At 57.0% G+C, this 26845-nt stretch carries 23 protein-coding genes and 1 other RNA gene; 13 read left to right on the top strand and 11 right to left on the bottom strand.

The window, feature by feature from the left end; genetic code table 11:
* Positions 1-6 precede the first annotated feature (6 nt).
* The 5 genes from DIT72_RS02860 to DIT72_RS02840 all read right to left on the bottom strand — a co-directional run bounded on the left by DIT72_RS02860 (position 7) and on the right by DIT72_RS02840 (position 7086).
* Positions 7-606: an exopolysaccharide biosynthesis protein gene (locus tag DIT72_RS02860; protein WP_135953682.1), complete on the bottom strand. Its 600-nt coding sequence runs from the start codon at positions 604-606 to the stop codon at positions 7-9.
* 10 nt (positions 607-616) lie between these two features.
* Complete coding sequence (locus tag DIT72_RS02855; protein ID WP_135953681.1) at positions 617-1585, bottom strand: SLAC1 anion channel family protein; 969 nt, start codon at positions 1583-1585, stop codon at positions 617-619.
* A 130-nt stretch (positions 1586-1715) separates the two neighbouring features.
* Positions 1716-3800, bottom strand: coding sequence for an MtrB/PioB family decaheme-associated outer membrane protein (locus DIT72_RS02850; protein WP_135953680.1), 2085 nt, complete (start codon positions 3798-3800; stop codon positions 1716-1718).
* A 33-nt stretch (positions 3801-3833) separates the two neighbouring features.
* Entirely contained in the window at positions 3834-4811 is a 978-nt protein-coding gene (locus tag DIT72_RS02845; RefSeq protein ID WP_135953679.1) for a DmsE family decaheme c-type cytochrome, read from the bottom strand.
* A 46-nt stretch (positions 4812-4857) separates the two neighbouring features.
* Positions 4858-7086 carry an OmcA/MtrC family decaheme c-type cytochrome gene (locus DIT72_RS02840; protein ID WP_168355008.1) on the bottom strand — a complete coding sequence of 743 codons (2229 nt, stop codon included), beginning with the start codon at positions 7084-7086 and terminating at the stop codon, positions 4858-4860.
* Between the two features lie 321 nt (positions 7087-7407).
* On the opposite strand from DIT72_RS02840, the gene DIT72_RS02835 reads away from it, so the two are divergent.
* Both DIT72_RS02835 and DIT72_RS02830 read left to right on the top strand, forming a co-directional pair.
* On the top strand, positions 7408-8025 hold the full coding sequence (locus tag DIT72_RS02835) for a c-type cytochrome (RefSeq protein ID WP_169449974.1): 618 nt from the start codon (positions 7408-7410) through the stop codon (positions 8023-8025).
* A 69-nt stretch (positions 8026-8094) separates the two neighbouring features.
* Positions 8095-8706 carry a NapC/NirT family cytochrome c gene (locus DIT72_RS02830; protein ID WP_135953677.1) on the top strand — a complete coding sequence of 204 codons (612 nt, stop codon included), beginning with the start codon at positions 8095-8097 and terminating at the stop codon, positions 8704-8706.
* Positions 8707-8791: 85 nt separating this feature from the next.
* Here the strand turns inward: DIT72_RS02830 and ssrA are convergent.
* The 3 genes from ssrA to smpB all read right to left on the bottom strand — a co-directional run bounded on the left by ssrA (position 8792) and on the right by smpB (position 11191).
* Positions 8792-9155, bottom strand: a transfer-messenger RNA (tmRNA) gene (gene ssrA, locus DIT72_RS02825).
* A gap of 81 nt (positions 9156-9236) precedes the next feature.
* Entirely contained in the window at positions 9237-10664 is a 1428-nt protein-coding gene (locus DIT72_RS02820; protein WP_135953676.1) for a WS/DGAT/MGAT family O-acyltransferase, read from the bottom strand.
* 47 nt (positions 10665-10711) lie between these two features.
* The gene (gene smpB / locus DIT72_RS02815; RefSeq protein WP_135953675.1) at positions 10712-11191 is read right to left on the bottom strand and encodes an SsrA-binding protein SmpB; all 480 of its coding nucleotides are present in this window, start codon (positions 11189-11191) and stop codon (positions 10712-10714) included.
* Positions 11192-11370: 179 nt separating this feature from the next.
* On the opposite strand from smpB, the gene DIT72_RS02810 reads away from it, so the two are divergent.
* The 3 genes from DIT72_RS02810 (at position 11371) to DIT72_RS02800 (ending at position 13695) form a co-directional block, all read left to right on the top strand.
* Entirely contained in the window at positions 11371-12894 is a 1524-nt protein-coding gene (locus tag DIT72_RS02810) for a sodium-dependent transporter (protein ID WP_135953674.1), read from the top strand.
* A 76-nt stretch (positions 12895-12970) separates the two neighbouring features.
* A complete protein-coding gene (locus DIT72_RS02805; protein WP_135953673.1) occupies positions 12971-13417 on the top strand; it encodes a type II toxin-antitoxin system RatA family toxin in 447 nt (148 codons plus the stop codon).
* Positions 13414-13695: an RnfH family protein gene (locus DIT72_RS02800; protein ID WP_169449973.1), complete on the top strand. Its 282-nt coding sequence runs from the start codon at positions 13414-13416 to the stop codon at positions 13693-13695. The genes DIT72_RS02805 and DIT72_RS02800 overlap by 4 nt, the downstream gene beginning before the upstream one ends.
* A gap of 7 nt (positions 13696-13702) precedes the next feature.
* Here DIT72_RS02800 and DIT72_RS02795 read toward each other — a convergent pair whose 3' ends face one another.
* On the bottom strand, positions 13703-14029 hold the full coding sequence (locus DIT72_RS02795) for an outer membrane protein assembly factor BamE (protein ID WP_135953672.1): 327 nt from the start codon (positions 14027-14029) through the stop codon (positions 13703-13705).
* A 122-nt stretch (positions 14030-14151) separates the two neighbouring features.
* On the opposite strand from DIT72_RS02795, the gene fur reads away from it, so the two are divergent.
* Positions 14152-14562 (top strand): ferric iron uptake transcriptional regulator, encoded by a 411-nt coding sequence (gene fur / locus DIT72_RS02790; RefSeq protein WP_135953671.1) that lies wholly within the window; start codon positions 14152-14154, stop codon positions 14560-14562.
* Positions 14563-14674: 112 nt separating this feature from the next.
* On the opposite strand, the gene recN is transcribed toward fur, so the two are convergent.
* Positions 14675-16354, bottom strand: a complete 1680-nt coding sequence (gene recN / locus DIT72_RS02785; protein WP_135953670.1) for a DNA repair protein RecN — start codon at positions 16352-16354, stop codon at positions 14675-14677.
* Between the two features lie 245 nt (positions 16355-16599).
* On the opposite strand from recN, the gene grpE reads away from it, so the two are divergent.
* From grpE to greA, 7 genes are all read left to right on the top strand, one after another.
* On the top strand, positions 16600-17208 hold the full coding sequence (gene grpE / locus DIT72_RS02780) for a nucleotide exchange factor GrpE (protein WP_135953669.1): 609 nt from the start codon (positions 16600-16602) through the stop codon (positions 17206-17208).
* 112 nt (positions 17209-17320) lie between these two features.
* Positions 17321-19246 carry a molecular chaperone DnaK gene (gene dnaK, locus DIT72_RS02775; RefSeq protein WP_135953668.1) on the top strand — a complete coding sequence of 642 codons (1926 nt, stop codon included), beginning with the start codon at positions 17321-17323 and terminating at the stop codon, positions 19244-19246.
* Positions 19247-19324: 78 nt separating this feature from the next.
* Positions 19325-20452, top strand: a complete 1128-nt coding sequence (gene dnaJ, locus DIT72_RS02770) for a molecular chaperone DnaJ (protein WP_135953667.1) — start codon at positions 19325-19327, stop codon at positions 20450-20452.
* 11 nt (positions 20453-20463) lie between these two features.
* A complete protein-coding gene (dapB, locus tag DIT72_RS02765; RefSeq protein WP_211578539.1) occupies positions 20464-21273 on the top strand; it encodes a 4-hydroxy-tetrahydrodipicolinate reductase in 810 nt (269 codons plus the stop codon).
* Positions 21274-21569: 296 nt separating this feature from the next.
* Positions 21570-22694 carry a glutamine-hydrolyzing carbamoyl-phosphate synthase small subunit gene (carA, locus tag DIT72_RS02760; protein WP_135953666.1) on the top strand — a complete coding sequence of 375 codons (1125 nt, stop codon included), beginning with the start codon at positions 21570-21572 and terminating at the stop codon, positions 22692-22694.
* Positions 22694-25909 carry a carbamoyl-phosphate synthase large subunit gene (gene carB, locus DIT72_RS02755; RefSeq protein ID WP_135953665.1) on the top strand — a complete coding sequence of 1072 codons (3216 nt, stop codon included), beginning with the start codon at positions 22694-22696 and terminating at the stop codon, positions 25907-25909. The genes carA and carB overlap by 1 nt, the downstream gene beginning before the upstream one ends.
* Positions 25910-25913: 4 nt before the next feature.
* Complete coding sequence (greA, locus tag DIT72_RS02750; RefSeq protein WP_135953664.1) at positions 25914-26393, top strand: transcription elongation factor GreA; 480 nt, start codon at positions 25914-25916, stop codon at positions 26391-26393.
* 84 nt (positions 26394-26477) lie between these two features.
* On the opposite strand, the gene yhbY is transcribed toward greA, so the two are convergent.
* A complete protein-coding gene (gene yhbY / locus DIT72_RS02745) occupies positions 26478-26789 on the bottom strand; it encodes a ribosome assembly RNA-binding protein YhbY (RefSeq protein WP_135953663.1) in 312 nt (103 codons plus the stop codon).
* Positions 26790-26845: the final 56 nt, after the last annotated feature.

Below are 26845 nucleotides of genomic sequence, written 5' to 3'. Positions count from 1 at the left end.
GGTGGGTCAGCCCGTCAGGCCTGTCAACACGAGCCAACCGGTCAACAGTGTAAGCGATGTTGCCACAATGGCCAGCAGCCCGTCCCGCGCCACAATTGCAAGCCCGAAGGTTATCAGCGCCGCGCCGGCACCATTGGCGCTGAAGGGCACTACTTCCATCGCCGGCATGGCCATGGCAACCAGCATGCAGATAATCGCCATCACATAAAGCCCCGGCCCGTCCACCAGAAACACCAGCCGCGGTCCTGTCCAGCGGTCAAGAAACCTCGCCGGCTTTTGTAGCCAGTCCACTCCCTTCAACAGTTTTTCCTGCGGAACGGAGCGCTGGGAGACCCAGGCTGGCAGCCAGATGGAATGGCGCCGGAACAACAGTTGCCCGAGCGTGAGTACCACAAGTGTTCCCAGAATGGTCGGAACACCGGGTATATCCCCGATCAGTGGCGCGATGGTAATGAGCCCGGCCAGCAACACCACCGGCCCGAAGGATCGTTCCCCTACGCTGTGAAGAATGCTGGCCACGGACACCTGCCCGGAACTTGCGGCCGAGTCGCGGATCTGTTCCAGGAGTTGTTGCATGCTGGTGGCGTCGTTCCGGTTTCGCTCCATCTCCTCGCCCCTAATCCTCGATCTCGATAGCGATTGCCCTACACCGAACCGCCTGTGCGGTTTTCCACACCAGAACCGAAATCAGCAGGGTAAGCAACATCAGAAGCACCACTCCAAGGCCTTTGAAAAACGGCAGCTGAAGCTGCGTGTGCATAATGAACGTGGCAATGGTGATGGCGGCCATGGGAAAGGAGTAGGCCCACGAGGACAGAAAGAATTCCAGCTGCAGAAAACGTTTCACCTGAGTCAGCAACATCAGCGTCAGAAATACAGCCACATAATAGAGAATACGGGCAAAGGCATCCAGCTCGCCAGTAAGCTCCAGCCAGGAAATAAAGCCAGCCGCTGGTGGTGCGATCAAAATAAACAGGGTTGGCAGCAGTCTTGCCGGCAGCGGCCGATGAAACAGCATGCGGTAGAAAATGATGGTCAGGAGTATCAGCCAGAAGATCAGGCCGATGCTGAAGAAAAACCAGGAAATCTCCGGTGATGCATGGCTGACGCCGGCAATGGGTACCAGGATATTGCCAACAACCGGAATAAACCAGGCGGGATTAAGATGGTCAACCTCGAAGTGGGTCTGGTGCAACCACACCGAAAGCACGTGAAGTGTAAACGCCAGGTGCAACGTAGCGCCCGCAATCCAGCAGACCAGTGATACCGGGTTGCTATAGGGTAGCAGCGCTACGCTGATGAGAATCAGGCCAATGGAAACGGTCGGGAAAAAATTGAGATTTATCGGATGTGAATATTCCGCTCTCACCTGATTGGGGTATTTCAGAATCTTTGCCAGGTATAGCGCCAGCAGAATTACAAACGTAATAATGGTCAAGCCCAGCAACACAAGGCTTGGTCGAACAGGGAGTGCCAGCAGGATTTCGGCGTGGTGCCAGGCAATTGTGAACCCGGTCATTCCCATAACCACAGCAAACCAGGAAATCGGGAAATTCTGCAATCGGGAGGATCGCTCCTCGGTCATCTGTCCACCTCGGGCTGCTGAATCAACGAGAAATGCCCGGGACGAAGCACCACCGGCCTTTCTCCAGACAAGATCAGAATGTGAAAGTACGCATCTTCGCATTAAGCATCTTGCCCGTCATCTCCGGGGCTCAGAAACGGTATCTTGCGGATATCCCTGCTGCATGGATGACATAGTCCGGGCTTACGCGACCGGTAGTCAGAACGTTGTCCGTGGTGTCCGGGGCGACGCCATCGATGAAAAAGTCTTCCTGTTCGTAATGTTCAAGCCAGTAATCGAGGCGATAACTCCATCTGTCGGAAACGGAATACTCGCCATAAATCCGGGTGCTGACCCGGTCTGCCTTCAGTTGCGGGAACTTCTGATCGGATGTTCTCGAATCAACCGATATATTTCCCCGGGACCGTGTATAAGCCAGGTCCACTCCCAGTTCGAGGTGGGGAATTATTTCCCTGGCCTGAACACCACCTCCGAAGGTGTTGATGGTGTCATCATGCTGTGCAAACCAGTCCGGTCGTCCAAAGCTTTCGCTTCCGGCTATGTCTGACTCGATGTTCTGGCGGGTAAAATAAACATAGGCGTTGAGGTTCTGGCCGGGAGACCAGGAAGCGTCCAGCGTGACCATTCTGTCGCGTGCTTCAGTCAGGCCAATGGCGGAGTTATGGTAGTCATCGTCGGCGTATACAGAGTTCAGTCCGAAGCTGAGCTGCTCACTGGCGTAGTAATTACCCGCTATTCTGATTTCACGCCGATCACGGTCGGCAAGATTGAATTTCCGCAGCAGCGGATTTTCCGGCGGCACGGCCTCGAGCGGATCATAGTCACCATCGATATCGCGATCTTCCCATCCCAGGCGCAGTCGCAGCTCGACTCTTTCCCCGGGCCGGGTCCGTAGTTCGCCAAAATATAAATCGGTGTCTGTGGCATCCACTTCCTGGAAGGTAAACTCGGACCGTTCTATGCCATAACCTGTGCTCAGGTCGGTGTTGCTGGTCAGCCGATAATCCGCACTGAGCTCACCACCACTTTTCTCGAAACTGTAAGGGCGGTTTTCCCGAAGTTCAGCCAGGAAAAGATCGGTGTCAACCTGGCGATAGTTGTCCACCGGAGTATCGTTGTCCCGTTCATCAAAAAACCCTTCCGCTTTGAGGGTCAGCCGGCGGGTAGCGTTTCCGGTCAGGCGCAGGCGAGCGTTCAGGGTATTCACTTCCGCATCCAGGTTCTGACGGGGGAGTCCGACAGGTCCTATGTCCGGGTTTATTGTTGCGGGAATGAAAGATTCGTCCTGCTCAAGGCGGCCCACCGCAATGTGCCCGGAACCACTGAGCCAGCGGGTGGGGCGGAAGGCGCCTGACAGCATCAGGCGATTGAAGCTGTTATCCGGCGCTGCCGCTGATCTGCCCCGGGGGGCATCGCCGGGAACCGTAAAGGGATTATCCCAGGTCAGGGACTCGTTATCGTTGTCATAAAACGAGCCATGATAGGCCAGGCGCAGTTGCCAGAGTTTTGCCAGGTAACCGACCGAGAGGTCGAACCGGTGGGTAATATCATCCACCGGCTCCGGTAAAATCACCGAGCGCAACAGGAAACTGCCGCCCATGAGCCGGGTGCCATCACGTTCATCCGCAGTGTACTGGAAGTTGTAATCCCAGTTCTCTCCCTGAAAGAAACGCAGGCCGGTGGCAAGCGTCTTTCGTTCCAGTTCGATATCGATATTCCGCAAAGCGACATCGAGCCGTGTCAGGTCTTTTGTGGTATCCCCTCGCACCCAGTTGGCGGGGAGTTCCAGGCGCTCGCTGCCGACTCCGGAAAAAACGGTTTTCGTAGAGTCGTACAAGTCGTGATTCAGCTCCTGGTAGTCAAGGAAGTAATCCACGGCTCCCTGCCTGCCACCCCGGATGGCAGCGCTCCGCGACCCAAGGCCCAGATTCTGGCCCTGCAGGGACCAGTAGGTGCCATCCTCATTGCGTTCGATAACATCTATGGCACCATTGAGGAAAAGGCCATCCCGGTCAAACCCCCGATAATTGGTAAAGTCGGGTTCATCGTCCTCCAGCCACAGAACGCCAGCCTCTACATAACCTCTTGGTTCCCAGTCAAAGGCACAGGCTTCGCATTCTTCAGTCGCGTCGTCGGTTTCAGCCATGACAGCGGCAGGGCTGATAGCCAGTGCAACCCCAAAAGACAGGATCCATTGTGATTTCAGAGCCAGCATGGCTTCGTCCTCCTTTAATGCCGACGCTGTGTGTCAGCGGCTCAGGTTGGCTCCCGAAGGATGGTTGGAGCCATGCACCTTCGAATGGCAATTAAGACAGCTCCCACCGAGCAGGAACGCCGAGGCCCTTCCCCCGGGCAAATCGTCGGGGGTGCGGGAAATACTGGGATGGCCAATCCGGGAATGGCAACTCTGACACAACAGCGGAGGCCGTTGCTTCAACAATGCGGGGTGATTGGAACCATGGGGGCTATGACAATTGGTGCAGTCGTCAGCAACAGGAGCATGCTCCCAGAGAAACGGCCCGCGCTTATCAGCATGACAGCTGTAGCAGCTGTCATTGAGTGTGGGTTCTTTCAGCATGGCGGTATTGAGAGAACCGTGGGGCTGATGGCAGTCCGAGCATGCCATGTCACCGAAACGCATTGGATGCGATGACATCTGGTGAGACTCGACCTGGACATCCCTGTGGCAGTCAGAGCAGACTTCGGCTTCACGCCGGGCCACTGTGACCGGGTCTTCACTGACATGCACCTGGTGACAGTCCATGCAAGCCACGTCCTGTCGCTCATGGGTCCCGCCATCCCAGTGCATGCGCTGATCTCGCTGGTGGCAGTCGAGACAGATACCGTTCTGTTTCTGTTTCGACCACAAGGCATTGTCGCCAAATGCAGGAATGGGAGGGCGCTCCTGATTAAAGCGGAGCCTTTTGCCGTGCTCAGCCCCGGGCCCATGGCAGGATTCACACTGATGCTGTGCAAACGGCGTCCTTGCATCTCCCGGTACCGCATGAGGTGTCTTGAAAATGTCCATAACAGGGACTTCGCCGTTTTCATCATGGCAGGCCAGGCAGGCATCAGCGCCTTCGGCAGTATATTCCAGGGTCGATGAATCCCCCTGGTCTTGTGCCATTCCGTCAATGCCACCGGCAAACCAGCCGACCAGTACAATCACACCGGCCAGTATCAAGCGCGAACGATAGCTCTGTTTCCGGTCGCCGGTCCTGATCACTTTTGTTCCCTCTTTGAAGCTGTTATTTCAGTATATTGATCAGTTATCAGTCGCTGAGATTGTGGGCCGCACGAACGTCGGCAATACTGCCCGGACCATGGCAAACGGCGCAGCTTTCCAGGTCGGCTGTATCTTCTACCAGAAGGCCAAAGCTCGCGCCATTCTGTTCCATGTGGGTCTGGGTAGTGTCGTCGTCATGGCACGCTGAACAGACTGACGCTGTTGCTGTTATGACCTGGTCGTCATTCTGACTAGATACGTCTGTCCCTGTATCGACTGTTGTTGCGAGCACTCCTGTGGGCAACGGCAGCTCGAAGGTACCATCGGCATGGCAGGCCACGCAGTCACCGGAGTCCCGGGGGTAACGTACCTCGCTGAAATCATGAGGGGTGCTGCCGAAGCCGAAAACAATAAGATCGTCGGTGCGCTTGTCGGCTCCATGAATTCCATGTATCAGTCGCTTGAAGTCAATCGCCGTCTCTTCTGAGTTATCCGCTGGGCGCTGCGCAATGTCGGTGGCGCGTGGGTTATGGCACATGACACACAACTGGACATTATCGGTCCGGTTCGAGCCATGGAGCGAAAGCCCGTCATTTTCGCCATGACAGTTCTGGCAACTGGCCAGTTCGACAACTTCGCGGCGCGGCTGTACCTGGGTGTCGGTAATCGGGAAATAGTGTACGGCGCCGGTCACCGGGACGGCTACGTCATAGGTACCGTCATCATCGGGATCGGCGGCCGGGTGTCCCTCAATGCCGACGGCTCCTGAACCCTCTACGTCTACTGGAATGGCGACTGGCGAGACGACCGTGAATGTGCCATCGCCGTTGGCGGTAGAGTCGGCGAGAGCATTTATTGAAACCACTTTGGCGGGCGCACTTCCACTTCCCACATTGGTATAGTCACCGGTATCCCATGCCAGAATCACCGCCAGCCGGCTCTCGCTGCTGGTGAATTCCGGATTATTCTTCAGATCATAATACAGTTCGTCGTCGTTGTTGGTCTTGGTCGGATCTGTCACCGAAAACTTGATGCTTGGAAATTCACCCGGCATCGTGTTGTTCACTTCCAGGATGTTGTAGCTGAACAGGCTGGCTGCAACCTGGGCCGGAATGGCATGGGATTCCAGCACCGATCCGGCAATCTTGTTCTCTGCGTGACAAACCGAACATTCGCTGTTGTCTGTAACGATGCCTCCGGGATGGCCGCCTGCCTCGCCCGCGCTGAAGTCGACGTCGTCATGGCAGGAACCGCAGGACTCAATGGTCGGGCGCATAACGATATTGCTGGCATCCGGTGTCTCGCTGCTGGCGGGGTCATGGCATTTCACGCAGGTCTGCGGGCTTTGGGGGAAAGCAACATCGGAAAAGTCGTGCCTGGAATCGCGGAACCCGTAAATGACATATTCGCCGCCGCTCTCAACGCTTGGCAACTGCTCACCCATGTGGATCTTGTGGGTAAGGACACGGAAATCCAGGCTGTTGCCACTGTTGGCGTCGGTGCTTCCGGGGTTATGGCAGGTCACACAGAGATCCACATCCTGGCGGCCATCACCATGCATGCGCAATTCCCCGTGGCAGGAATTACAGGAGGCCTGGGCAACGATTTTTCGCTGGGGTATGTTATCAGTCAGCCCGCTGGAGGGCTGAAAGGTGAATACTGCATTGGTTAACGGCAGGGATTCACCAAGAAAGCTTCCGCGGATTTCAAGCCCCACGCGGTGCGTCAGATCCGGTTCAAAAGGGACGCTGACAGGCTCGGTAACGGAATCCAGATCAGTGGCAAAGGTGTATTCATAGGTGCCGTCACCATTGTTGACCAGGGTGCCGTCATTTTCCGTTCTGGCCTGAACAGCGTCCTCGGTTCCCGGGCCCACACCCGCCGCTTCTATCTGGTTCAGGTAGCTCTGCCAGTGGTCGCTGTCGCCTCCCGTACCGGGAACAAGTTTGGCAATTGTGAAAGATGGCTGCCCCTGGGTTAACTGGTCGAACGGAAATCCGAATTGATCCGTGGCTTCGAATTTAATGACAGGGGCGCTATTGATGGAGACATCGGTTATACGAATCTGCAGCTCTTCAGGAACCTGATTGAAAGATCCGGGAGGACCGGAAGGGCCGGGAGGTCCTGCCGGACCAACGTCGCCGGTATCCCCCTCGCAACCGGCAAGGACAAGAACGAAGATGAGGCCCCAGATCAATCCACACGTTCGTGCGATGGTGCGAAATGACTGGTTGATTGGCACACAAGGTTTATGGATTTTTGTTACCTTGGCCATGCTCATTGTCTCCTTGTCCGCAATGCCACCGGGCCTGGTGGTGAGTTTCATTCTTTTTAGAACAGGACTGCTGCCACAGAGATCCCAATCTTTCATGGACTCTACGTGATTAAAAATAGTTCATCGACCGGATAGTTGCACTGTGCCTGACCAAATCCGGGCAATTATTTGACCTGAGTCAAAGGCGCTTCAATACTTAAGATGCTAGTAATTGTATTAGTCGGGACGGGCAAGCAGGCTAAAAGCAGGACGACCCGTTTAATAATCCGGTTGGTCAGTTTCAGCATGCAGTCAGGAAGAATTCACCCAAAGGAGTTCGCCATGCGTTCTACTACTTCTCTTATCCTTGCGGCCCTGGCCGCTCTCGCAATGAGTGCTGGTGTTTTTGCCAAGGCTCCGTCAGCAGCCGAAGACTGCGCCAGCTGCCATAATAAAAATGGTATCAGCGATGACGAAGACATTCCCACCATCGCCGGCGCTTCTACATTCTTTCTTGAAAATCAGATGTTTATATTTAAAGACGGCGCCCGACCCTGTGCAAAGGAAGAATTCGGCGAAGAGGAGCATGAAGGTATTGCAGAGGATCATTGTGACCTGGCAAAAGATCTGAGCGAAAACGAGATCACCGAACTCGCCGCTTATTTTTCCGATCAGCCCTTCGAGAGCGCAGACCAGAAAGTTGATGAAGATCTTGCGGGCATGGGTGCACAGATCCACGAGCAACGTTGCGAAAAATGCCATTCCGACGGCGGCAGCCTGGCGCTGGATGATGCGGGTATCCTGGCGGGTCAATGGAAGGCCTACCTTGTCCGCACCATGCAGGATTACAAGAACGGTGACCGCTGGCAGCCAGAGAAAATGCAACCTGCAATGGAGGCCCTGAGCGAGAAAGACATCAACGCTCTTGCTGAGTACTACGCCAGAGAAGGCAAGAAATAGTCAGAAACAGACTGACAGGGATCCGGACGGGTCGCGGCGGCAGAATACCAGTCTACAGGAGTGGGAACGATGGCAACGGGCAAAGGTTCGGATCCGGAACAAAAGAGCTGGTGGCGCCGCCTCTGGCAGTGGCCGAAAACGAAGTACCTGCTCTGGATTCCAGCGGGAGGTTTCGTAATGCTGGTGACGGGAGCCATTTTACTCGGTGGCTTCAATTACACCATGGAGGAAACAAACTCACTGGAATTCTGCACCTCATGTCATGAAATGAGTGCGTTTGTCTATCCGGAGTACAAGGAAAGCTCCCATTTCTCCAACCAGAGTGGTGTTCGCGCGATCTGCTCTGACTGCCATGTGCCGAAGGACTGGTGGGGCAAGGTCGTTCGCAAGACACAGGCGGCGTTTATTGAAGTTCCCTCATGGATTACCGGGAAGATCGACTCGCCTGAAAAGTTCGAAGCCCATCGCCGGGAAATGGCGGAATCAGTGTGGGCGAAAATGCGGGCAAGCAACTCCGCCACTTGCCGCAACTGCCACAGTTACGACGCCATGGCTCTGAGCATGCAGGACCGTTACGCCAAGCGCAGGCACTCCGCCGAATATCGCGAGGCGACCGATAAAACCTGCATCGACTGTCATCAGGGCATAGCCCATAACCTTCCTGAAGTAACAGCAGAGTAGGCGTTCATACACCTTCCCGGCGGTAGGTTCTCGCCACCAGGCATAAAAAAAGGCCCCTGATTTTTCAGGGGCCTTTTCGGTTGGTTGGTGGAGACGGCGGGAATTGAACCCGCGTCCGCCAGTACTCAGCCTTGAGGTCTACATGTTTAGCGTCTCTCTATTAATTTAAGTTCAAGCGACCCGAGAGTCAGGGTGCAAGAACCGAGCTCTTTGAATCTTAGCCTTTAACCAGTGAGCTCTGGTTAAAGGAGCATCCCGTAAGCGATGACGTCCTGAGATGTAGCTCCGGGCTACGGGCGACCCGGTCAGGACGACTAGCAGCTTACGCTGCTAGTGCGTAGTTTTCGTCGTTTGCGACTATTGCGTTGCAGCTTTGGATTAACGAGATTCGCTGCCATCTCGACATGCACTCAAGGGTTCGCCACCGGCGTCGAAGCCATGTCGTCCCCTTACTCGTAGTATATGTGTCCGGTTTGCCGGACTTCAAGGGTTGTTTGTCGAGATTTGTACATTCCGGCCGGTAGATGTACTTACAGGGCCCGGCTGGCTTTGTGCTGGCTGCCGCTCCTTCTGCCTGCCAGGGCCGCGTGGCTCAGGGCCTGGAAGCTTTCCCGGAAGAGGTCCATGACAGCTTGCGGGTCAGCGTGGATAGCCTTATCAACAGTAATGCCGAACTGTACGGTGCCGGCATAGCTGAAAATACTGATGCCGATGCCGATGTTGCCACTCTGGGGAACCCAGAACATGGGCTGGGTCAATCTGCTGCCGGCCAGATATAGAGCATCCTCGGGCCCGGGCACATTGGTCAGTACCGCAGAGGCCTTGTTGCTGAGAAGGTCCAGGGCCCTTCGCTCCAGTATATCGGGGCCGCGGCCGAATAAATCAAGTAGGCTGTAGGTCACTTGGGCCTGGTAAGAGCGTTTGAGCCGGTTCATGTTTTCGTGTACCTGCCGGAAACACATGATCGGATCCTGCACTTCCACGGGCAGCGTCACCAGAACCAGGCCGAACTGGTTGCCGAGGGTTTCAATGGGCTGGTCAAGAGGGCGCAGGTTGAAAGGCATAGCTACGCGGATGCCGCATTCCGGAGCGGGCTCATTGCTGGCGGAAAAATGTCGTTGCAGGGCGCCGGTGGCGGCACAGAGCAGCACGTCGTTGACGGTGCCGCCGAGGGTTTTGGCGCAGGCCTTCACTTCCGCAAGGTCCAGTGCCTCTCCCCAGGAAACCTGCTTGCGCCCGGAAAGCGGGCTTTTCAGGTGAGTGTCGGGTTCGAACGGCGCCAGTCCCAGTTTGATCAGGTCCATGGCAACGCCGCCGGCGGTGGCGGCCAGTTTGATCGGGTAACCGGGGTCTTCGCGCACCGAATGGATGAACAGTCTGGCCTGATCGGTTGCTGCATGGGTGCTGTCCACCAGCCGGTGCAGAGTGTGCTGCAGGGTGGAAACTTTTTTGGGTATGGCCCGAGGTTTAGTGGTAACCCGCTTCAGTTTTGGCTCGGGTGTCTTGTCGGTGAGCGAGAGCATCACCCGCACCAGCGAAATACCATCGGCAATGCAGTGGTGAATTCGCACCACCAGGGCGCTGCCACCCTCGTAGTTGTCGATATAGTGCATTTGCCAGAGCGGCCGGCGGAAATCCAGAGAGGTGCTGTTCAGATCGCTGGCCAGTTTCTGGAGTTCGGCCTTGTCGGCCTTGCCCGGAAGGGCAATCTGATGCAGGTGGTTATCGATGTGGAACAGCGGGTCATCCTGCCAGTACGCCCGGTCGCCGTCGTCTACCACCCGTTGGCGAAAGCGCTGGAAGCACAGAAAGCGGTTTTCGAGTGTGCGTCTCAGGCGGCTGATGGAGAGGGGGCGGTCCAGTGCCAGTATCCCGCAGATCATCATGGGGTTTTCAGGGGTATCCATGCGCAGCCACGCGCGGTCAATGGAAGACATGGGTATCTGTTTGGGTGACATCAGTTTTCTCCCTTTGCCATGCACCACACCGGCCCGTGCCGTGATTGTCAGACGTTGTTGTCGCGCAGAATACGCTGCTTCTGGCGATTCCAGTCACGCTCTTTCTCGGTGGCGCGTTTGTCGAACTGCTTCTTGCCTTTCACCAGGGCAATCTCGCACTTTACCTTGTTCTTTTTCCAGTAGAGCGCCAGTGGGATGCAGGTGTACCCTGCCTGGTTGACCTTGCCAACAATCTTGCCGATTTCCCTGGCGTGCAGGAGCAGTTTGCGGGTGCGGGTCGGATCCGCAATCACGTGGGACGACGCCGTGGTCAGCGGTGTAATGTGGGAGCCAAGGAGCCAGGCTTCTCCATCCTTCAACAGGACATAGGCGTCGGTCAGCTGTGCTTTACCGGCGCGCAGCGACTTCACTTCCCAGCCCAGCAGGGCAAGGCCGGCCTCGAAGCGTTCCTCGATGTGGTATTCGTGTTTTGCCTTTTTGTTCAGGGCAATGGTGGCGCTCGGAGCGCCGGGTTTCTTCTTGCTCATGAATCAATGATCCGGAGTCGGACAAGGAATTTACCGGGCTTATTCATTCCGGAAAAGCGCGCATTGTAGCTCAGTAGTGCCAGACCGGTCACGAAATCGGCGTGATTGGTTGCGCCGTCGGTCGTATGGGTCGCAATTCCTCCGCTACAATGTCTGCTCAGATATCGTCAGGGAACGGAATGCCTACACCTTACGAAACACCCATCGGGTCCTGGACCCGGCCAACGACTTTTTTCTGGGCTGCAACCGGCGCAACCTTCGGCCTGGCGAATGTGTGGCAGTTCCCCTATCTGGCCAGCCAGCACGGTGGCGGACTGTTCGTTCTGCTCTATCTGCTTTGCCTGGTGCTGATAACCCTGCCCCTGATGGTGACGGAGGCGACCATGGGGCGACATTCCCGCCACGGCCTGGTGCTGGCTATGGACGGGTATGTGCGAAGGGCCCGCTGTTCCCGCTGGTGGGTCTGGGCCGGCAGGATAGCTGTTCTTGCAGCGCTTCTGGTGCTCTCCTTTACCGCTGTTTTCGGCGCCATTGCCCTGGCCTACGTTTTCTATGGTGCCATGGGCAGATTCATTGGCGCCGGCGAGGCTGACGCGGCAGGTATGCTCTCGTCCCTGGTTTCGGACCCGGAAGAGTATCGCGTTTTCATGGCCTGGCACGGGTTTTTCCTGCTGCTGGTGATATGGGTTTCCATGCAGGGTGTGGCTGACGGTATCGAGCGTGCTGTTCGGGTGGTAGTGCCGCTGATATTACTGATGTTGCTGGTACTTTCCGGTCTCGCTGCCTGGGCTGGTGAGTTTCGCGGTGCGTCTGATTACATGCTCAGTTTCCGCCCCGCTGATGTGACCCGGGAAAGCCTCCAGGCCGCGTTGTTCCATGCGTTTTTTACCCTGGGGCTGGGTATGGGGGTATGGACTCTGTTCGGAGCCTACACCCCGGTCGGTACTCGGCTGAAGCGCTCGGTGCTGGCCGTTGTGCTGATGGATACCCTGATTGCCATTGTGGCAGGCCTGGCAATCTATTCGCTTGTGCCCGCAGGGCACTCTATGGAAGCAGAGCGTGGCTTTGGCCTGCTGTTCCTCTCATTGCCGGCAGCGTTAACGGACTTGCCGGGTAGCCAATTCCTGATTGCAACCGTGTTTCTGGTCATTGTGATGATCGTATGGACAACCTCCCTGGCGCTGCTGGAGCCGGTTGTGGGCTGGTTTCAGGAATGGACGGGAGCTCCGCGGAGTTGGTCGGTGTTTTTGATGGGGGGGCTGGTCTGGCTGGTGGGTCTTGCGTCTCTGCTGTCTTTCAATGTCTGGTCAGGCGAGCGTTTTGCGGGCGGGACGGCGTTCAGATGGCTTGAACTGGTCACAGGTGGGCTGTTGATTCCAATGGTGAGTATCCTGATTGCCATTTTTGCCGGCTGGCGGATGACCCGGAACCTGACTTTCACCATACTTGGTGCGGCTCCCGATCTGTTCCGGGGGATATGGTTCTGGGTTATGCGGCTGGTGCTCCCTCTGGCGGTTGCGTACATCGGTATCCAGTACACGGCGATCTCGATGGTGGCCATGTGCAACACCGGAAGCACTGAGCTTTGGTGCGGTCCGGCGGATGAGGAATCGCCGCAAACGGAGGAAAACCTCGAATTCGAGGACGCAAATGGAAGCGAAGGTGGTCCCAATGGCGACGAGATCCTTTATCATAGTGTCTGATCAGGACTGACCTCGCTGGTCACGCTACCGCAGTGTCATTTATTCAAGCATGTATCAAGCAGGACGTTCGCCTCTAATGCCCCATCAGATCGATAAAACCGCGTTGGTAATGCATCCGGCAGATCGCATGTTCCATCTTGTCAATGACGTGGCCCGTTACCCGGAATTTCTGCCCTGGTGCGCGGACACAGAAATACATCAGCAAACCGGCGATCAGATCGTGGCTTCCATGGATATTGCCAGGGGTGGTATCCGTCATCGTCTGACCACCCGCAACCAGCTGTTGCTGCCGGATACCATTGAAATGAGCCTGGTGGACGGGCCCTTTCGCAAGCTGAGTGGACGCTGGCACTTCAAATCACTCGACGAAAACGCCTGCAAGGTTATCCTGACACTGGATTTCGAATTCTCCGGGTCGCTGTCGCGAATGACGTTCGGGCCGGTATTCAACCAGGCGGCGACCACAATGGTGGATGCTTTCTGCCGCCGGGCGGACGAACTCTATCGTGTAGGTGTGTTGTGATCGATGTGGAAGTGGCGTTCGCCCGACCAGACAGGCAGGAAATAATCTGTCTGCAGGTGGAGGAGGGCACAACCGCGGTAGAGGCGGTGCGGCGATCCGGTATTACTGCGGTTTTTCCGGAGATTGATCCGGAAAAGGACGACATGGGTATCTTCGGCAAAGTGATCAAGAACCCGTCTTCCCATGAGCTGAGGAACGGTGACCGGGTTGAAGTCTACCGTCCGCTCAAGATCGATCCCAAGCAGGCCCGGCACAACCGGGCAAAGAAGAAAGCCTGATGCCGGCTCAGTAAGCCGGTGTTTCTTCCAGCAGTTGTGCTTCGTAGTAGGAATACCGGTCGTTATCGTAGTAAACAATAACCCGTTGTTCCTTGATGTCACCACCGGCGCGCTGGAAGGTATACACGTAGTACTCCCGGGAAGGATCGGCCGGGTTGGTCATCAGAGGCGTTCCCAGCACGGAATGAACCTGGCTGCGGGACATTCCCTCGGCCAGTGAGGTCAGCTCTTCGTCAGTGAGTATGTTTCCCTGTTGTACATTGATCTTGTACACACCTGGGAAAGCACAGCCAGTCATGATGAGAGTGAGAATGAGAGCTGTGATCTTTTGCATCGCCGGGGGAAATCCTCTATCTTGAAATCGCCTGCCAAGGGCAGGTGTGGCACGGTCTGACCGTTAACATGCGGCTCCATCATACCGGAAGCCGTGAAGCACACCAAAGAGTGAATCGTAACATGTCATCCGAAAACACCGAATTGCGGAAAGTCGGCCTGAAAGTAACTCTGCCGAGAGTGAAAATCTTCAATATCCTGGAGAGCTCCGAGGAACACCACCTCAGTGCCGAGGATGTTTATAAAAAGCTTCTGCAGCAGGGTGACGATGTGGGCCTGGCGACTGTCTACCGGGTGCTGACCCAGTTTGAGGCTGCGGGCCTGGTTCTGCGCCACAACTTTGAGGGTGGGCACGCGGTGTTCGAGATGGCCGGCGACGACCATCATGATCATATGGTCTGTACGCAGACCGGAGAGGTTATCGAGTTCGTTGACGAAGTCATCGAGGAGCGGCAACAGAAGATTGCCAGAGAGCGTGGTTACGAGATTGTCGACCACAGCCTGATTCTCTACGTCAAGCCTCTCAAGTCCTGAATGTCGCGAGCTTGCCAGAGCCGGGCCCCGAAACATAAAAAAGGGGCGGGTATTTGGCCCGCCCCAACAACTCTCAGGATCGAGAGGGGAATACTTTCGCTTCTAGCAGTCTTCAGTGGTGGGTTGCCTGACCCTTGGTAAACATTTCATGGGCGTGGGCGATAGTGTGTTCCGTCATATCAACACCACCGAGCATCCGGGCCACTTCGCTTACCCTGCCATCGTCGTCCAGTGATTCGATCCTGGAGTAAGTGGCCTCTGCTTCTGTAAACTTGCTGACAAACAGGTGCTGGTGGCACTGGGCTGCCACCTGCGCCAGATGTGTTACGCACAGAACCTGGCCGTTATCGCCAAGGCTCCTCAGTAAGCGACCGACCACTTCGGCAGTTCCGCCGCCGATACCCACATCGACTTCGTCAAACACCAGAGTGGGCGTGGTGGACGTCTGGGCGACCACTACCTGGATCGCCAGGCTTATACGTGAGAGTTCGCCTCCTGACGCTACCTTGGCCAGCGGTCGTGCAGGCTGCCCCGGGTTGGCGCTGACCAGGAACTCGATATCTTCCAGGCCATGGGGAGCCGGCTCGTCTTCCTTGTTACGGTTCAGATGGGTGACAAATTGCACTGCTGGCATGCTCAGTTGCGCCAGCTCTTCAGCAATTCGCTGGTCCAGATTTGCGGCGGCCTGCTGGCGGGCCTCTGAGAGTTCTGAGGCCAGTTCGTTAAACACGGCCCGCTGTTCGTCCAGTTCTACCTGCAGTCTTTCAACGCTGCCTTCGCCGTCGTCCAGTGAGGCCAGTTCGGCACTCAGTGCCTGATGGAAGTCAGGCAGGGTTTCCGGAGCGATGCGGTGCTTGCGGGCCATCTGGTAGATGGCACTCAGGCGCTCTTCCACTTCGGCCAGCCTCGCCGGATCCGCATCGTAATCTTCTACAAAGTGGCGCAGATTGTCGCCAGCCTCGGTAATCTGGATCTGGGCTTCGTGCAGCATCTGGATGGTTTCGGCCAGTTCCGGTACTTCAACGGGAAGCTGTTCCAGTTGCTGTAGCGCCTGGCGCAACAGGTCCGCCGCACTGTTATCCTCCTCCGTGCACAGCAGGGTGGCCTGATGGCTGTTATGCAGAACGGCGTCTGCATGGCTGAGCTGTTCCTGCTCTTTTTCAAGCTGCGCCTGTTCACCCTGTTCCAGCGCAAGGCGGTCCAGTTCTTCCACCTGGTAGCGCAGCAGTTGCAGGCGTGCTTCGGTCTCGTCTGCATTCTGCTGGCGCTCGGTCAGCCGCTGGCGGGTCTTGTGCCAGGTTTTCCAGGCCTCCCGGGCCTGGCCACCGAGGGCTTCAACGCCCGCAAACTCGTCCAGCAGTTTGCGGTGGGTTTCCCTGCGCAGCAGTGACTGGTGCTGATGCTGGCTGTGGATATCCATCAGGGCGCTGCCCAGGTCTTTGAGGTGGGCAAGTGGGCAGGGCTGGCCGTTAATATAGGCGCGGGAGCGGCCATCCTTGCTGATTACGCGGCGGAGGATGCATTGGTTGTCGTCGTCCAGCTCATGCTTTTCCAGCCATTGCCGGGCCTCGGCAATGCGGGACACATCGAATGTTGCGGTGATATCGGCCCGCTTGGCACCATGGCGGACGGCGCCGGCGTCAGCACGACCGCCCATGGCAAGACCAAGGGCGTCCAGTACGATGGATTTGCCGGCACCGGTTTCTCCGGTCAGTGCCGTCATGCCCTTGCTGAATTGAAGTTCGACTCTTTCGGCAATGGCGTAATTGGAAACAGTGAGCTGTGTGAGCATGCAGAGTTCCTCCGCTCGATTCCTGAATACTGTGGTTACATACAGTGACTGTGAATATATACAGGGTTTTTCCGGTTTGCAAACATCATCCGAAGAATTTGTGGATGAATGAGGGGTTCAACGGTTGAAACATTGGTTGGGGGCCCCATATCCGTTCGCAAACACGGTTTTCCCGGCGCTGTCTGACCGGGAGCAATAGTTAATCGGCCGTTTTTATGGCCGTCGACGACCAAGCAGGAGTTGCCATGAGCGCTGACGAGAAGCGTAACGAACAGGTTGAGGAAGAGCTGAAGGATACTGCTGAATCGGCCTCGCAGGAGAAAGGTGGCACCGGGGATGCCCCGGAAAATGCTCCGGAGAATGAAACCGAAGCGCTGAAAGCACAGGCGCAGGAATTTCAGGAGCAGATGCTGCGCTTCCAGGCGGAAATGCAGAACGTGCGCCGGCGCGCCGAAATTGATGTTGAAAAGGCTCATAAATTTGCGCTGGAGAAATTCGTAAAAGAGCTTCTGCCAGTGGCGGACAGCCTTGAAAAAGCCGTGGAAAGCACTGAGGCACAGGAAGATGTCGGCAACAAGCAGGTAGCCTCTATCCGCGAAGGGGTCGAGATGACCCTGAGTCTGTTCATGAACAGCCTCAGAAAATTCAACGTCGAGCAGTTGAACCCGCTCGGCGAGCCGTTCGACCCGCAGCAACACGAAGCCCTTTCGATGGTGCCGGCACCCGACTCCGAGCCCAACAGTGTTGTCGCGGTCGTCCAGAAAGGCTACACGCTGAACAACCGGGTGGTTCGCCCGGCCATGGTAATGGTGGCGAAGGCCGAGGGCTCACCAAAAATCGATGAACAGGCTTGAAAAGCAGATTAAAGCGCCAATATAGCCAGTAAACAGGCAGCGCACCGGGTTTTCCCGGATTGGCCTTGGAACTAGTCAGAATCGAATTGAACAACCGAATTGGAGCAATTACATGAGTAAAATTATTGGTATCGATCTGGGAACCACAAACTCCTGTGTTGCCATCATGGATGGTGACAAGGTCAAGGTTATCGAGAACGCAGAGGGCGATCGCACCACTCCGTCAATCATCGCGTACACCGAAGACGGTGAGATACTGGTAGGCCAGTCTGCCAAGCGCCAGGCGGTCACCAACCCCAACAACACCGTATACGCTATCAAGCGTCTGATCGGTCGTCGTTTTGAAGACGATGTGGTCCAGAAAGACATCAAGATGGTGCCCTATAAAATCGCCAAGGCTGATAACGGCGATGCCTGGGTGGAAGTGAAGGGCGAGAAGATGGCGCCGCCGCAGGTGTCTGCGGAAATCATCAAGAAGATGAAGAAGACCGCTGAAGATTATCTTGGTGAGAAAGTAACCGAAGCGGTAATTACCGTACCGGCCTACTTTAACGACAGCCAGCGCCAGGCCACCAAGGATGCCGGCAGGATTGCCGGTCTGGATGTGAAGCGCATCATTAACGAGCCCACCGCGGCTGCCCTGGCTTATGGCCTGGACAAGAAAAGCGGTGACCGCACTGTGGCTGTTTATGACCTGGGTGGTGGTACCTTCGATATCTCCATCATCGAGATCGCCGATGTGGACGGTGAGCACCAGTTCGAAGTGCTGGCTACCAACGGTGATACCTTCCTTGGTGGTGAAGACTTTGACATGAAGCTGATCGAGTATCTGGCCGATCAGTTCAAGAAAGACAGCGGCATTGACCTGCGCGGCGACTCTCTGGCCATGCAGCGCCTGAAGGAAGCTGCCGAGAAAGCGAAAATCGAGCTTTCCAGCAGCCAGCAGACCGACGTCAATCTGCCGTACGTAACGGCGGATGCCAGCGGTCCCAAGCACATGAACGTAAAGGTTACCCGCGCCAAGCTGGAATCGCTGGTTGAAGAACTGATTGAGCGCAGTCTTGCGCCGTGCCGCACCGCACTGGAAGATTCCGGTGCCAAGATCGGCGAAATCGACGAAGTCATCCTGGTCGGTGGGCAGACACGCATGCCGCTGGTTCAGGAGAAGGTGAAGAACTTCTTCGGTAAGGAAGCCCGCAAGGATGTAAATCCGGACGAAGCCGTGGCTGTGGGTGCTGCTATCCAGGCAGCCGTGCTCTCCGGTGACGTGAAGGATGTGCTGCTTCTTGACGTAACGCCGCTGACTCTCGGCATCGAAACCATGGGTGGTGTGGCTACACCGCTGATCGAGAAGAACACCACAATTCCGACCAAGAAGTCGCAGACCTTCTCAACTGCGGAGGACAACCAGACTGCCGTGACCATTCATGTGGTCCAGGGCGAGCGCAAGCAGGCGGCACAGAACAAGTCACTGGGTCGGTTTGACCTGACCGACATTCCGCCGGCACCTCGCGGCACGCCGCAGATCGAAGTAACCTTCGATATCGATGCCAACGGCATCCTGAACGTGTCCGCCAAAGACAAGGCAACCGGTAAGGAGCAGTCCATCGTGATCAAGGCCTCTTCCGGCCTCAATGATGAGGAAATCGAGAAGATGGTCCGCGATGCCGAGGCTAACGCCGACGAAGATCGCAAGTTCGAAGAGCTGGTCCAGGCCCGTAACCAGGGTGACGCGATGGTTCACAGCGTTCGCAAGACTCTGGCCGAAGCCGGTGACAAGGTGACTGACAGCGAGAAGGAGTCTATCGAAGCTTCTGTCAAGGAGCTGGAAGAAGCGCTCACCGGTTCCGACAAGGAAGATATCGAAGCCAAGACCCAGAAGGTGGCTGAAGCCTCTTCCGAACTGGCCCAGAAGATGTATGCGGACCAGGGAGAGCAGGCGCAACAGGCCGGGGGAGAAGAAAGTGCCCAGTCCGGTTCTGGCGATGATGCCGTTGATGCTGAGTTTGAAGAAGTCAAAGATGACGACAAGCGATAAAACTTAAGACCATCAGGCAGTTGGAAAACGCGGGAGCTCTCCCGCGTTTTCCTCGTTTTACCAACAGGGTTTTAGAGCATGGCCAAGCGTGATTATTACGAGATTCTCGGGATCGCCCGGGAAGCGGATGAAAAAGAGATCAAGCGAGCCTACCGCAAGCTTGCAATGAAGTATCATCCAGACCGGAATCCGGATGACGAAGATGCCGACCATAAGTTCAAGGAAGCCAGCGAAGCTTACGAAATACTGTCGGACTCGTCCAAGCGCGCGGCATATGACCAGTTCGGCCACGCCGGCGTTGATGGCCAGGCAGGTGGCGGCTTTGGCGGGGGTGGTGGTGCCAGCTTCTCCGACATCTTTGGTGATGTGTTTGGTGATATCTTTGGCGGCGGTGGCCGTGGCCGGACCACTCGCGGTGCGGACTTGCGCTATACCCTGGAGCTGGACCTCGAAGAAGCGGTAAAAGGTAAAACCGTTCAGATCCGCATACCCGGCCATACCGAGTGTGAAATCTGCGATGGCAGCGGCGCGGAAAAAGGCTCCCGCCCGGAAACCTGCGGCACCTGTAATGGTATGGGGCAGGTGCGCATGCAGCAGGGTTTCTTTACCGTCCAGCAGGCCTGCCCCACCTGCCGGGGTGCCGGCAAGGTCATCAAGAATCCCTGCAGGAACTGCCATGGTACCGGCCGCGTTCAGGAAGAGAAGACGCTCTCGGTGAAGGTGCCTCCTGGCGTCGACACCGGGGATCGCATCCGTCTCTCCGGTGAAGGCGAGATGGGTATCGACGGCGGCCCGCCTGGCGATCTGTACGTACAGATTGCAGTGCGCGAGCACTCAATCTTTACCCGCGATGGCCGCAACCTTTACTGCGAAGTGCCCATCAGCATCGTGGACGCCGCCCTCGGCGGTGAGCTGGAAGTCCCCACCCTCGACGGTCGCGTGAAGCTGAAAATTCCACCGGAAACCCAGACCGGCAAACTGTTCCGCTTGCGCAACAAGGGTGTCAGTCCGGTTCGTGGCGGCCCATCCGGTGATCTGTTATGCCGGGTGATGGTGGAAACACCGGTTAACCTAACCAAGCGTCAGAAAGAATTGCTCGAAGAATTTCAGGAAACCCTGGATGGCGGTGATGGCAACAGGCACGGCCCCAGGAAAACGTCCTGGTTTGAGGGCGTGAAAAACTTCTTTGATGAAATGAAATTCTGAGGGCGGATAGCATGGGCGACATCAGAGTAGCGATCATCGGCGCCGCGGGGCGCATGGGCAAAGTGCTGATCGAAGCTGTTGACGGCACCGAAGGCCTCGAACTCGGTGCCGCCATTGTCGAGCCGGGCAGCAGCCTCATCGGCGCCGACGCTGGCGAAATGACCGGCATCGGCAAAACCGGCATCAGGATGGCCGGCAGCCTGGCGGAGGTAAAAGACGATTTCGACGTACTCGTCGACTTCACCTTTCCGGATCTGACTCTGGAAAACGCCGAATTCTGCAAAGCCAACAGCAAGATGGTTGTCATCGGCACCACCGGCCTGACTGACGCCGAGAAAGAACAGCTTGCGCTGGCTGCAGAACAGGCCCCCGTGGTCTTCGCTCCCAACATGAGTGTTGGCGTTAACGTCACCCTGAATCTGCTGCGCACGGCCGCGGCAGCTTTGGGCGACGACTATGATGTGGAAATCATTGAAGCCCACCACCGCCACAAGAAGGATGCCCCCTCCGGCACGGCCCTGCGCATGGGCGAGGTCGTCGCCGATGCACTCGGCCGCGACCTCAAGGAATGCGCCGTCTACGGCCGGGAAGGCTTCACCGGCGAGCGCGCCCGCAAGGAGATCGGTTTTGAAACCATCCGCGCCGGAGATGTGGTTGGAGATCACACGGTTATGTTTGCCACCGAGGGTGAGCGCATCGAGATTACCCACAAGGCGAGCAGTCGGATGACGTTTGCCAAGGGAGCGATGCGCGCGGCTTTGTGGTTGGATGGCAAGCCTGCCGGGCTGTATGACATGCAGGATGTGTTGGGGTTGAAGTAGGGGTGGTTTGATCAGGTTTGTCGGATTACGAGGCTGGCGCCTCTAATCCGACCTGCGGAGGTTCGACCCCAGCCAATTGCCCGTGCTGCCATGTGCGACAAGCAGGATTTCGCATGGACACTAAGCCTCATATTTCTTACAATGACGCGGTTTAACTGCACCAAGCGTAGCTTTGACAACGCTCTATAGAAAAAGCGGGACGGAGTTCAACTCCCTCTCGCTTTTTTGCGACCTGAATTTGCGCTTGCGTTCCTGTTCGTGACGAACCTGTACGCCACTCGATGAGGATACAAGCCTTGAGTACACCAGCCATCCTTGCACTCGCAGACGGAAGCCTGTTTTACGGCACCGCCATTGGCGCTGAAGGGGAAACCAGCGGCGAAGTAGTGTTCAACACCGCCATGACCGGTTACCAGGAAATCCTGACTGACCCGTCCTACTCCCGCCAGATTGTAACCCTTACCTATCCCCACATCGGCAACACCGGTGTCAACGAAGAAGACATCGAATCCGATCGCGTCCAGGCCGCCGGCCTGATTATCCGCGACCTGCCGTTGATGGTGAGCAACTGGCGCAGTACCGGCTCGCTGCAGGACTACCTGCGCACCAACAACATTGTGGGCATTGCCGACATCGACACCCGTCGCCTCACCCGGATCCTGCGGGACAAGGGCTCCCAGAACGGCGCCGTGGTTGCCGGTGCAGATGTCACCGCAGACAGGGCCCTGGAGCTGGCCAACGCGTTTCCCGGCCTCAAGGGTATGGATCTGGCAAAAGAAGTGACCTCGGAAAGAACCTGGACCTGGAGCCAGAGCGAGTGGAATATCGAGAGTGGCTATGGCGAGCGCACCGAATCGAAATTCAGGGTAGTCGCCTGGGACTACGGCGTTAAGCTGAACATCCTGCGCATGCTGGCTGGCCGCGGCTGCGACATCACCGTGGTACCGGCACAGACGCCAGCTTCGGAAGTGCTGGCGATGAATCCGGACGGCATATTCCTGTCCAACGGTCCGGGTGACCCGGAGCCCTGCGACTACGCCATCCAGGCAATCCGCGAAGTGCTGGAAACCGAGATTCCGGTATTCGGTATCTGCCTCGGCCATCAGTTGCTGGCCCTGGCCAGCGGTGCAAAGTCGATCAAGATGGGCCATGGCCACCACGGCGCCAACCATCCGGTGCAGAACCTGAAAGATGGCACGGTGATGATCACCAGCCAGAATCACGGCTTTGCAGTGGACGAGGCCAGCCTGCCAGATAACCTGGAGGCTACCCACAAATCCCTGTTTGACGATTCCCTGCAGGGAATACGCCGCACCGACAAGCCAGCATTCAGCTTCCAGGGTCACCCGGAAGCCAGTCCCGGTCCCCACGACGTGGCGCCGCTGTTTGATGAATTTATTCGCCTGATGGAGGCACGTTGATGCCAAAGCGTACCGACATTAAAAGCATACTGATCCTGGGTGCCGGCCCTATTGTGATCGGGCAGGCGTGCGAGTTTGATTACTCCGGAGCCCAGGCCTGTAAGGCCTTGCGGGAAGAGGGGTACCGGGTGATCCTGGTCAACTCCAACCCGGCCACCATCATGACGGATCCGGTCATGGCGGATGCCACCTACATCGAGCCCATTACCTGGAAAACCGTCGAAAAGATCATCGAGAAAGAGAGCCCGGATGCCCTGCTGCCCACCATGGGCGGTCAGACGGCGTTGAACTGTGCGCTGGACCTGGAAAGACACGGCATCCTGGAAAAGCACGGCGTGGAAATGATCGGCGCCAACGCCGATACCATCGACAAGGCCGAGGATCGCGACCGTTTCGACAAGGCCATGAAGAAGATTGGTCTGGAATGCCCGCGGGCCACCATTGCCCATTCCATGGCCGAAGCCTGGGAAGTGGCTGATGATATCGGTTTCCCCTGCATTATCCGCCCGTCGTTCACCATGGGTGGCTCCGGTGGCGGTATTGCCTACAACCGCGACGAGTTCGAGGAAATCTGTACCCGTGGCCTGGACCTGTCGCCGACCAATGAACTGCTGATCGACGAGTCCCTGATCGGCTGGAAAGAGTATGAGATGGAAGTTGTCCGCGACAGGAACGACAACTGCATTATCGTCTGCGCCATCGAGAATTTCGACGCCATGGGCGTACACACCGGTGACTCCATCACCGTGGCGCCGGCCCAGACCCTCACCGACAAGGAATACCAGATCATGCGCAACGCCTCCCTGGCGGTACTGCGTGAGATCGGCGTGGAAACCGGCGGCTCCAACGTCCAGTTCGGGGTAAATCCGGATACCGGGCGTGTGGTTGTGATCGAGATGAATCCCCGGGTCTCCCGTTCCTCGGCCCTTGCCTCCAAGGCCACAGGTTTTCCCATTGCCAAGGTGGCGGCCAAGCTGGCCGTGGGTTATACCCTGGATGAGCTGCGCAACGAAATTACCGGCGGCGTTACCCCGGCTTCGTTCGAGCCCAGCATCGATTACGTGGTCACCAAGATCCCACGGTTTACTTTCGAGAAGTTCCCCCAGGCCGACGCCCGCCTGACCACCCAGATGAAATCCGTGGGTGAGGTAATGGCCATTGGCCGGACCTTCCAGGAATCCCTGCAGAAAGCCATGCGTGGCCTGGAAGTGGGTTCCGACGGCTTTGAAGAGAAGGTGGACCTGACCACCACCGATGGCCAGGAAACCCTCACCCAGGAACTGAATGTGCCCGGCGCCGAGCGCCTGTGGTACATCGGTGACGCCTTCCGTGCCGGTTACTCGGTGGATGACGTCTTCCGCAACACCCATGTGGACCCCTGGTACCTGGTTCAGATCGAGGATCTGATCAGAGAGGAGAGTGCCCTCAAGTCCGCAGGCAAGGCCGATATCGACCGCGATACCCTGTTCCGTCTCAAGCGCAAGGGCTTCTCGGATGCGCGCCTGGCGACGCTGCTGGGTATCTCCGAAGTCAGCCTGCGCAAGCTGCGCCATGAGCTGAACATCCGCCCCGTTTACAAGCGGGTGGACACCTGTGCTGCGGAATTTGCCTCGTCTACGGCCTACATGTACTCGTCCTATGAGGAAGAGTGCGAGGCGGATGCCTCCGACCGCGAGAAAATTGTGGTGATCGGGGGTGGTCCCAACCGCATCGGCCAGGGTATCGAGTTTGATTACTGCTGCGTTCATGCTGCCCTCGCCATGCGCGATGACGGCTATGAAACCATCATGATCAACTGCAACCCGGAAACCGTGTCCACCGATTACGACACCTCGGACCGCCTGTATTTCGAGCCGATCACCCTGGAAGACGTGCTGGAGATCATCCACGTCGAGAAACCGAAAGGTGTGATTGTCCAGTACGGCGGCCAGACCCCGCTGAAACTGGCCCGGGGCCTGGAAGCGGCAGGCGTGCCCATTATCGGCACCAGTCCGGACGCCATCGACCGTGCCGAAGACCGCGAACGTTTCCAGCAGATGATAGGCCGCCTTGGCCTGATCCAGCCGGAAAACGCCACCGTGCGCAGCCACGAGGAAGGCATTGTGGCGGCGCGGGACATCGGTTATCCGCTGGTGGTGCGCCCCTCCTACGTGCTCGGTGGCCGTGCCATGGAGATCGTTTACGACGAGGAGGAACTGGTTCGCTACATGCGTAATGCGGTTCTGGTCTCCAACGACAGCCCGGTATTGCTGGACCACTTCCTGAATGCCGCCATCGAAGTGGATATTGATGCAATCAGTGACGGCAAGGATGTCGTCATTGGCGGTATCATGCAGCACATTGAGCAGGCCGGCGTGCACTCAGGCGACTCCGCCTGCTCACTGCCGCCCTACACGCTGCCAAAGGACGTGCAGGATGAGATGCGCGAAGCTGTGCGCAAGATGGCCATTGAGCTGGATGTCATCGGCCTGATGAACGTTCAGCTGGCGTGGCAGGACGGGCGGATCTATGTTATCGAAGTGAACCCCCGGGCCTCGCGGACGGTTCCGTTTGTCTCCAAGGCCATTGGTGTATCCCTCGCCAAAGTGGCGGCGCGGGTCATGGCCGGCAAGTCGCTGGCGGAACAGGGATTCACGCAGGAAATTGTGCCGACCCATTATTCCGTCAAGGAGTCAGTGTTCCCGTTCAACAAGTTCCCGTTGGTCGATCCGATCCTGGGGCCGGAAATGAAATCCACCGGTGAGGTGATGGGTATTGGCGACAGCTTTGATGAGGCTTTTGCCAAGGCGGCCCTGGCCTCCGGTGAGCGCCTGCCGGTGAAGGGGACGGCGTTCATGTCGGTTCGTGACGTTGACAAGCCGGGAGCTGCCAAGGTGGCGCAGGATCTTGTCGACGCGGGCTTCAAGGTGATTGCCACGACCGGCACGGCGAAGGCGCTCAAGGAGGCCGGCATTACCGTTGACCGGGTGAACAAGGTACGGGAAGGGCGCCCGCACATTGTGGATGCCATCAAGAATGGTCAGGTTCAGTTAATTATCAACACCACCGAAGGACGCAAGGCCATTTCAGACTCGGCTCAGATTCGCCAGTCCGCGTTGCAGTCCAAGGTGACCTATACAACAACACTGGCGGGCGGCGAAGCATTCTGCAGGGCGATTATGTTCGGCCCTGAGCGCACAGTACGCCGCCTCCAGGATCTACACGCAGGAAAGTAAGACTATGGCTGACAGAGTACCCATGACAAAAGCGGGTGAGGCCCGCCTCCGCGAGGAGCTTCAGAAACTGAAGTCCGAAGATCGCCCGCGAGTGATCGCTGCTATTTCCGATGCCCGTGAGCATGGCGACCTGAAAGAAAATGCGGAATATCATGCCGCCCGGGAGCAACAAAGCTTCATCGAAGGCCGCATCCAGGAAATCGAGGGCAAGCTGTCTGCGGCCCAGGTCATCGATGTCAACACCATCGAGAACACCGGCAGGGTGATTTTCGGTACCACGGTGCGCCTGCTCAACGTAGATACCGATGAACAGGTAACCTATCAGATTGTTGGCGAGGATGAGGCCGACATCAAAGCAGGCAAGCTGTCGATTTCCTCGCCCATTGCCCGGGCACTGGTAGGCAAGAGTGAAGGAGACGTGGTGGCGATCCGGGTGCCGTCCGGCACTGTCGAATACGAAATCGAACAGGTAGAACACATCTGAAGCCCGGTCTGTTCTGAAACCAGAAAAGCCGGCAGGGAATTCCCCGCCGGCTTTTTGTTTTCGTGCCGGTTGCCGGCGACTGATTCAGTGCTTTTGGCGCAGCAGATTGGATAGCTTCGGATTGGGTTTCTTCGCCCGGCGCATGATCACGGCAATCTTGCCGATGGTCTGCACCAGTTCCGCACCTGAAGCTTCACAAAGGGCGGCTACAGCCTCCTGGCGAGCTTCGCGATCCTGGCTGGCCACCTTGATCTTGATCAGCTCATGATCATTCAGGGCGCGCTCCAGCTCTTCCTGAAGCCCTTCAGTCAGGCCCTTGTCGCCAACAATGATGACTGGCTTCAGGTCATGGGCGATGCCCCGGTATTCCCGGCGCTGTTCTGGCGAAAGACTCATTATGTATTCTCTTTATGGATGCAATTAACAAAACGTCAGCGGCTAAACAGCGGACG

This window comes from Marinobacter orientalis, assembly GCF_004792665.1.
Lineage (GTDB): Bacteria > Pseudomonadota > Gammaproteobacteria > Pseudomonadales > Oleiphilaceae > Marinobacter > Marinobacter orientalis.
Note: the sequence above shows the minus strand (reverse complement) of the source record. Positions and strands in the feature narration are given on the sequence as shown.

Coding starts and splice junctions, on each gene's coding strand:
- DIT72_RS02860 (WP_135953682.1), bottom strand. CDS start 606: ATGGAGCGAAACCGGAACGACGCCACCAGCATGCAACAACTCCTGGAA.
- DIT72_RS02855 (WP_135953681.1), bottom strand. CDS start 1,585: ATGACCGAGGAGCGATCCTCCCGATTGCAGAATTTCCCGATTTCCTGG.
- DIT72_RS02850 (WP_135953680.1), bottom strand. CDS start 3,800: ATGCTGGCTCTGAAATCACAATGGATCCTGTCTTTTGGGGTTGCACTG.
- DIT72_RS02840 (WP_168355008.1), bottom strand. CDS start 7,086: ATGGCCAAGGTAACAAAAATCCATAAACCTTGTGTGCCAATCAACCAG.
- DIT72_RS02835 (WP_169449974.1), top strand. CDS start 7,408: ATGCGTTCTACTACTTCTCTTATCCTTGCGGCCCTGGCCGCTCTCGCA.
- DIT72_RS02830 (WP_135953677.1), top strand. CDS start 8,095: ATGGCAACGGGCAAAGGTTCGGATCCGGAACAAAAGAGCTGGTGGCGC.
- DIT72_RS02820 (WP_135953676.1), bottom strand. CDS start 10,664: ATGTCACCCAAACAGATACCCATGTCTTCCATTGACCGCGCGTGGCTG.
- smpB (WP_135953675.1), bottom strand. CDS start 11,191: ATGAGCAAGAAGAAACCCGGCGCTCCGAGCGCCACCATTGCCCTGAAC.
- DIT72_RS02810 (WP_135953674.1), top strand. CDS start 11,371: ATGCCTACACCTTACGAAACACCCATCGGGTCCTGGACCCGGCCAACG.
- DIT72_RS02805 (WP_135953673.1), top strand. CDS start 12,971: ATGCCCCATCAGATCGATAAAACCGCGTTGGTAATGCATCCGGCAGAT.
- DIT72_RS02795 (WP_135953672.1), bottom strand. CDS start 14,029: ATGCAAAAGATCACAGCTCTCATTCTCACTCTCATCATGACTGGCTGT.
- fur (WP_135953671.1), top strand. CDS start 14,152: ATGTCATCCGAAAACACCGAATTGCGGAAAGTCGGCCTGAAAGTAACT.
- recN (WP_135953670.1), bottom strand. CDS start 16,354: ATGCTCACACAGCTCACTGTTTCCAATTACGCCATTGCCGAAAGAGTC.
- grpE (WP_135953669.1), top strand. CDS start 16,600: ATGAGCGCTGACGAGAAGCGTAACGAACAGGTTGAGGAAGAGCTGAAG.
- dnaK (WP_135953668.1), top strand. CDS start 17,321: ATGAGTAAAATTATTGGTATCGATCTGGGAACCACAAACTCCTGTGTT.
- dnaJ (WP_135953667.1), top strand. CDS start 19,325: ATGGCCAAGCGTGATTATTACGAGATTCTCGGGATCGCCCGGGAAGCG.
- dapB (WP_211578539.1), top strand. CDS start 20,464: ATGGGCGACATCAGAGTAGCGATCATCGGCGCCGCGGGGCGCATGGGC.
- carB (WP_135953665.1), top strand. CDS start 22,694: ATGCCAAAGCGTACCGACATTAAAAGCATACTGATCCTGGGTGCCGGC.
- greA (WP_135953664.1), top strand. CDS start 25,914: ATGGCTGACAGAGTACCCATGACAAAAGCGGGTGAGGCCCGCCTCCGC.
- yhbY (WP_135953663.1), bottom strand. CDS start 26,789: ATGAGTCTTTCGCCAGAACAGCGCCGGGAATACCGGGGCATCGCCCAT.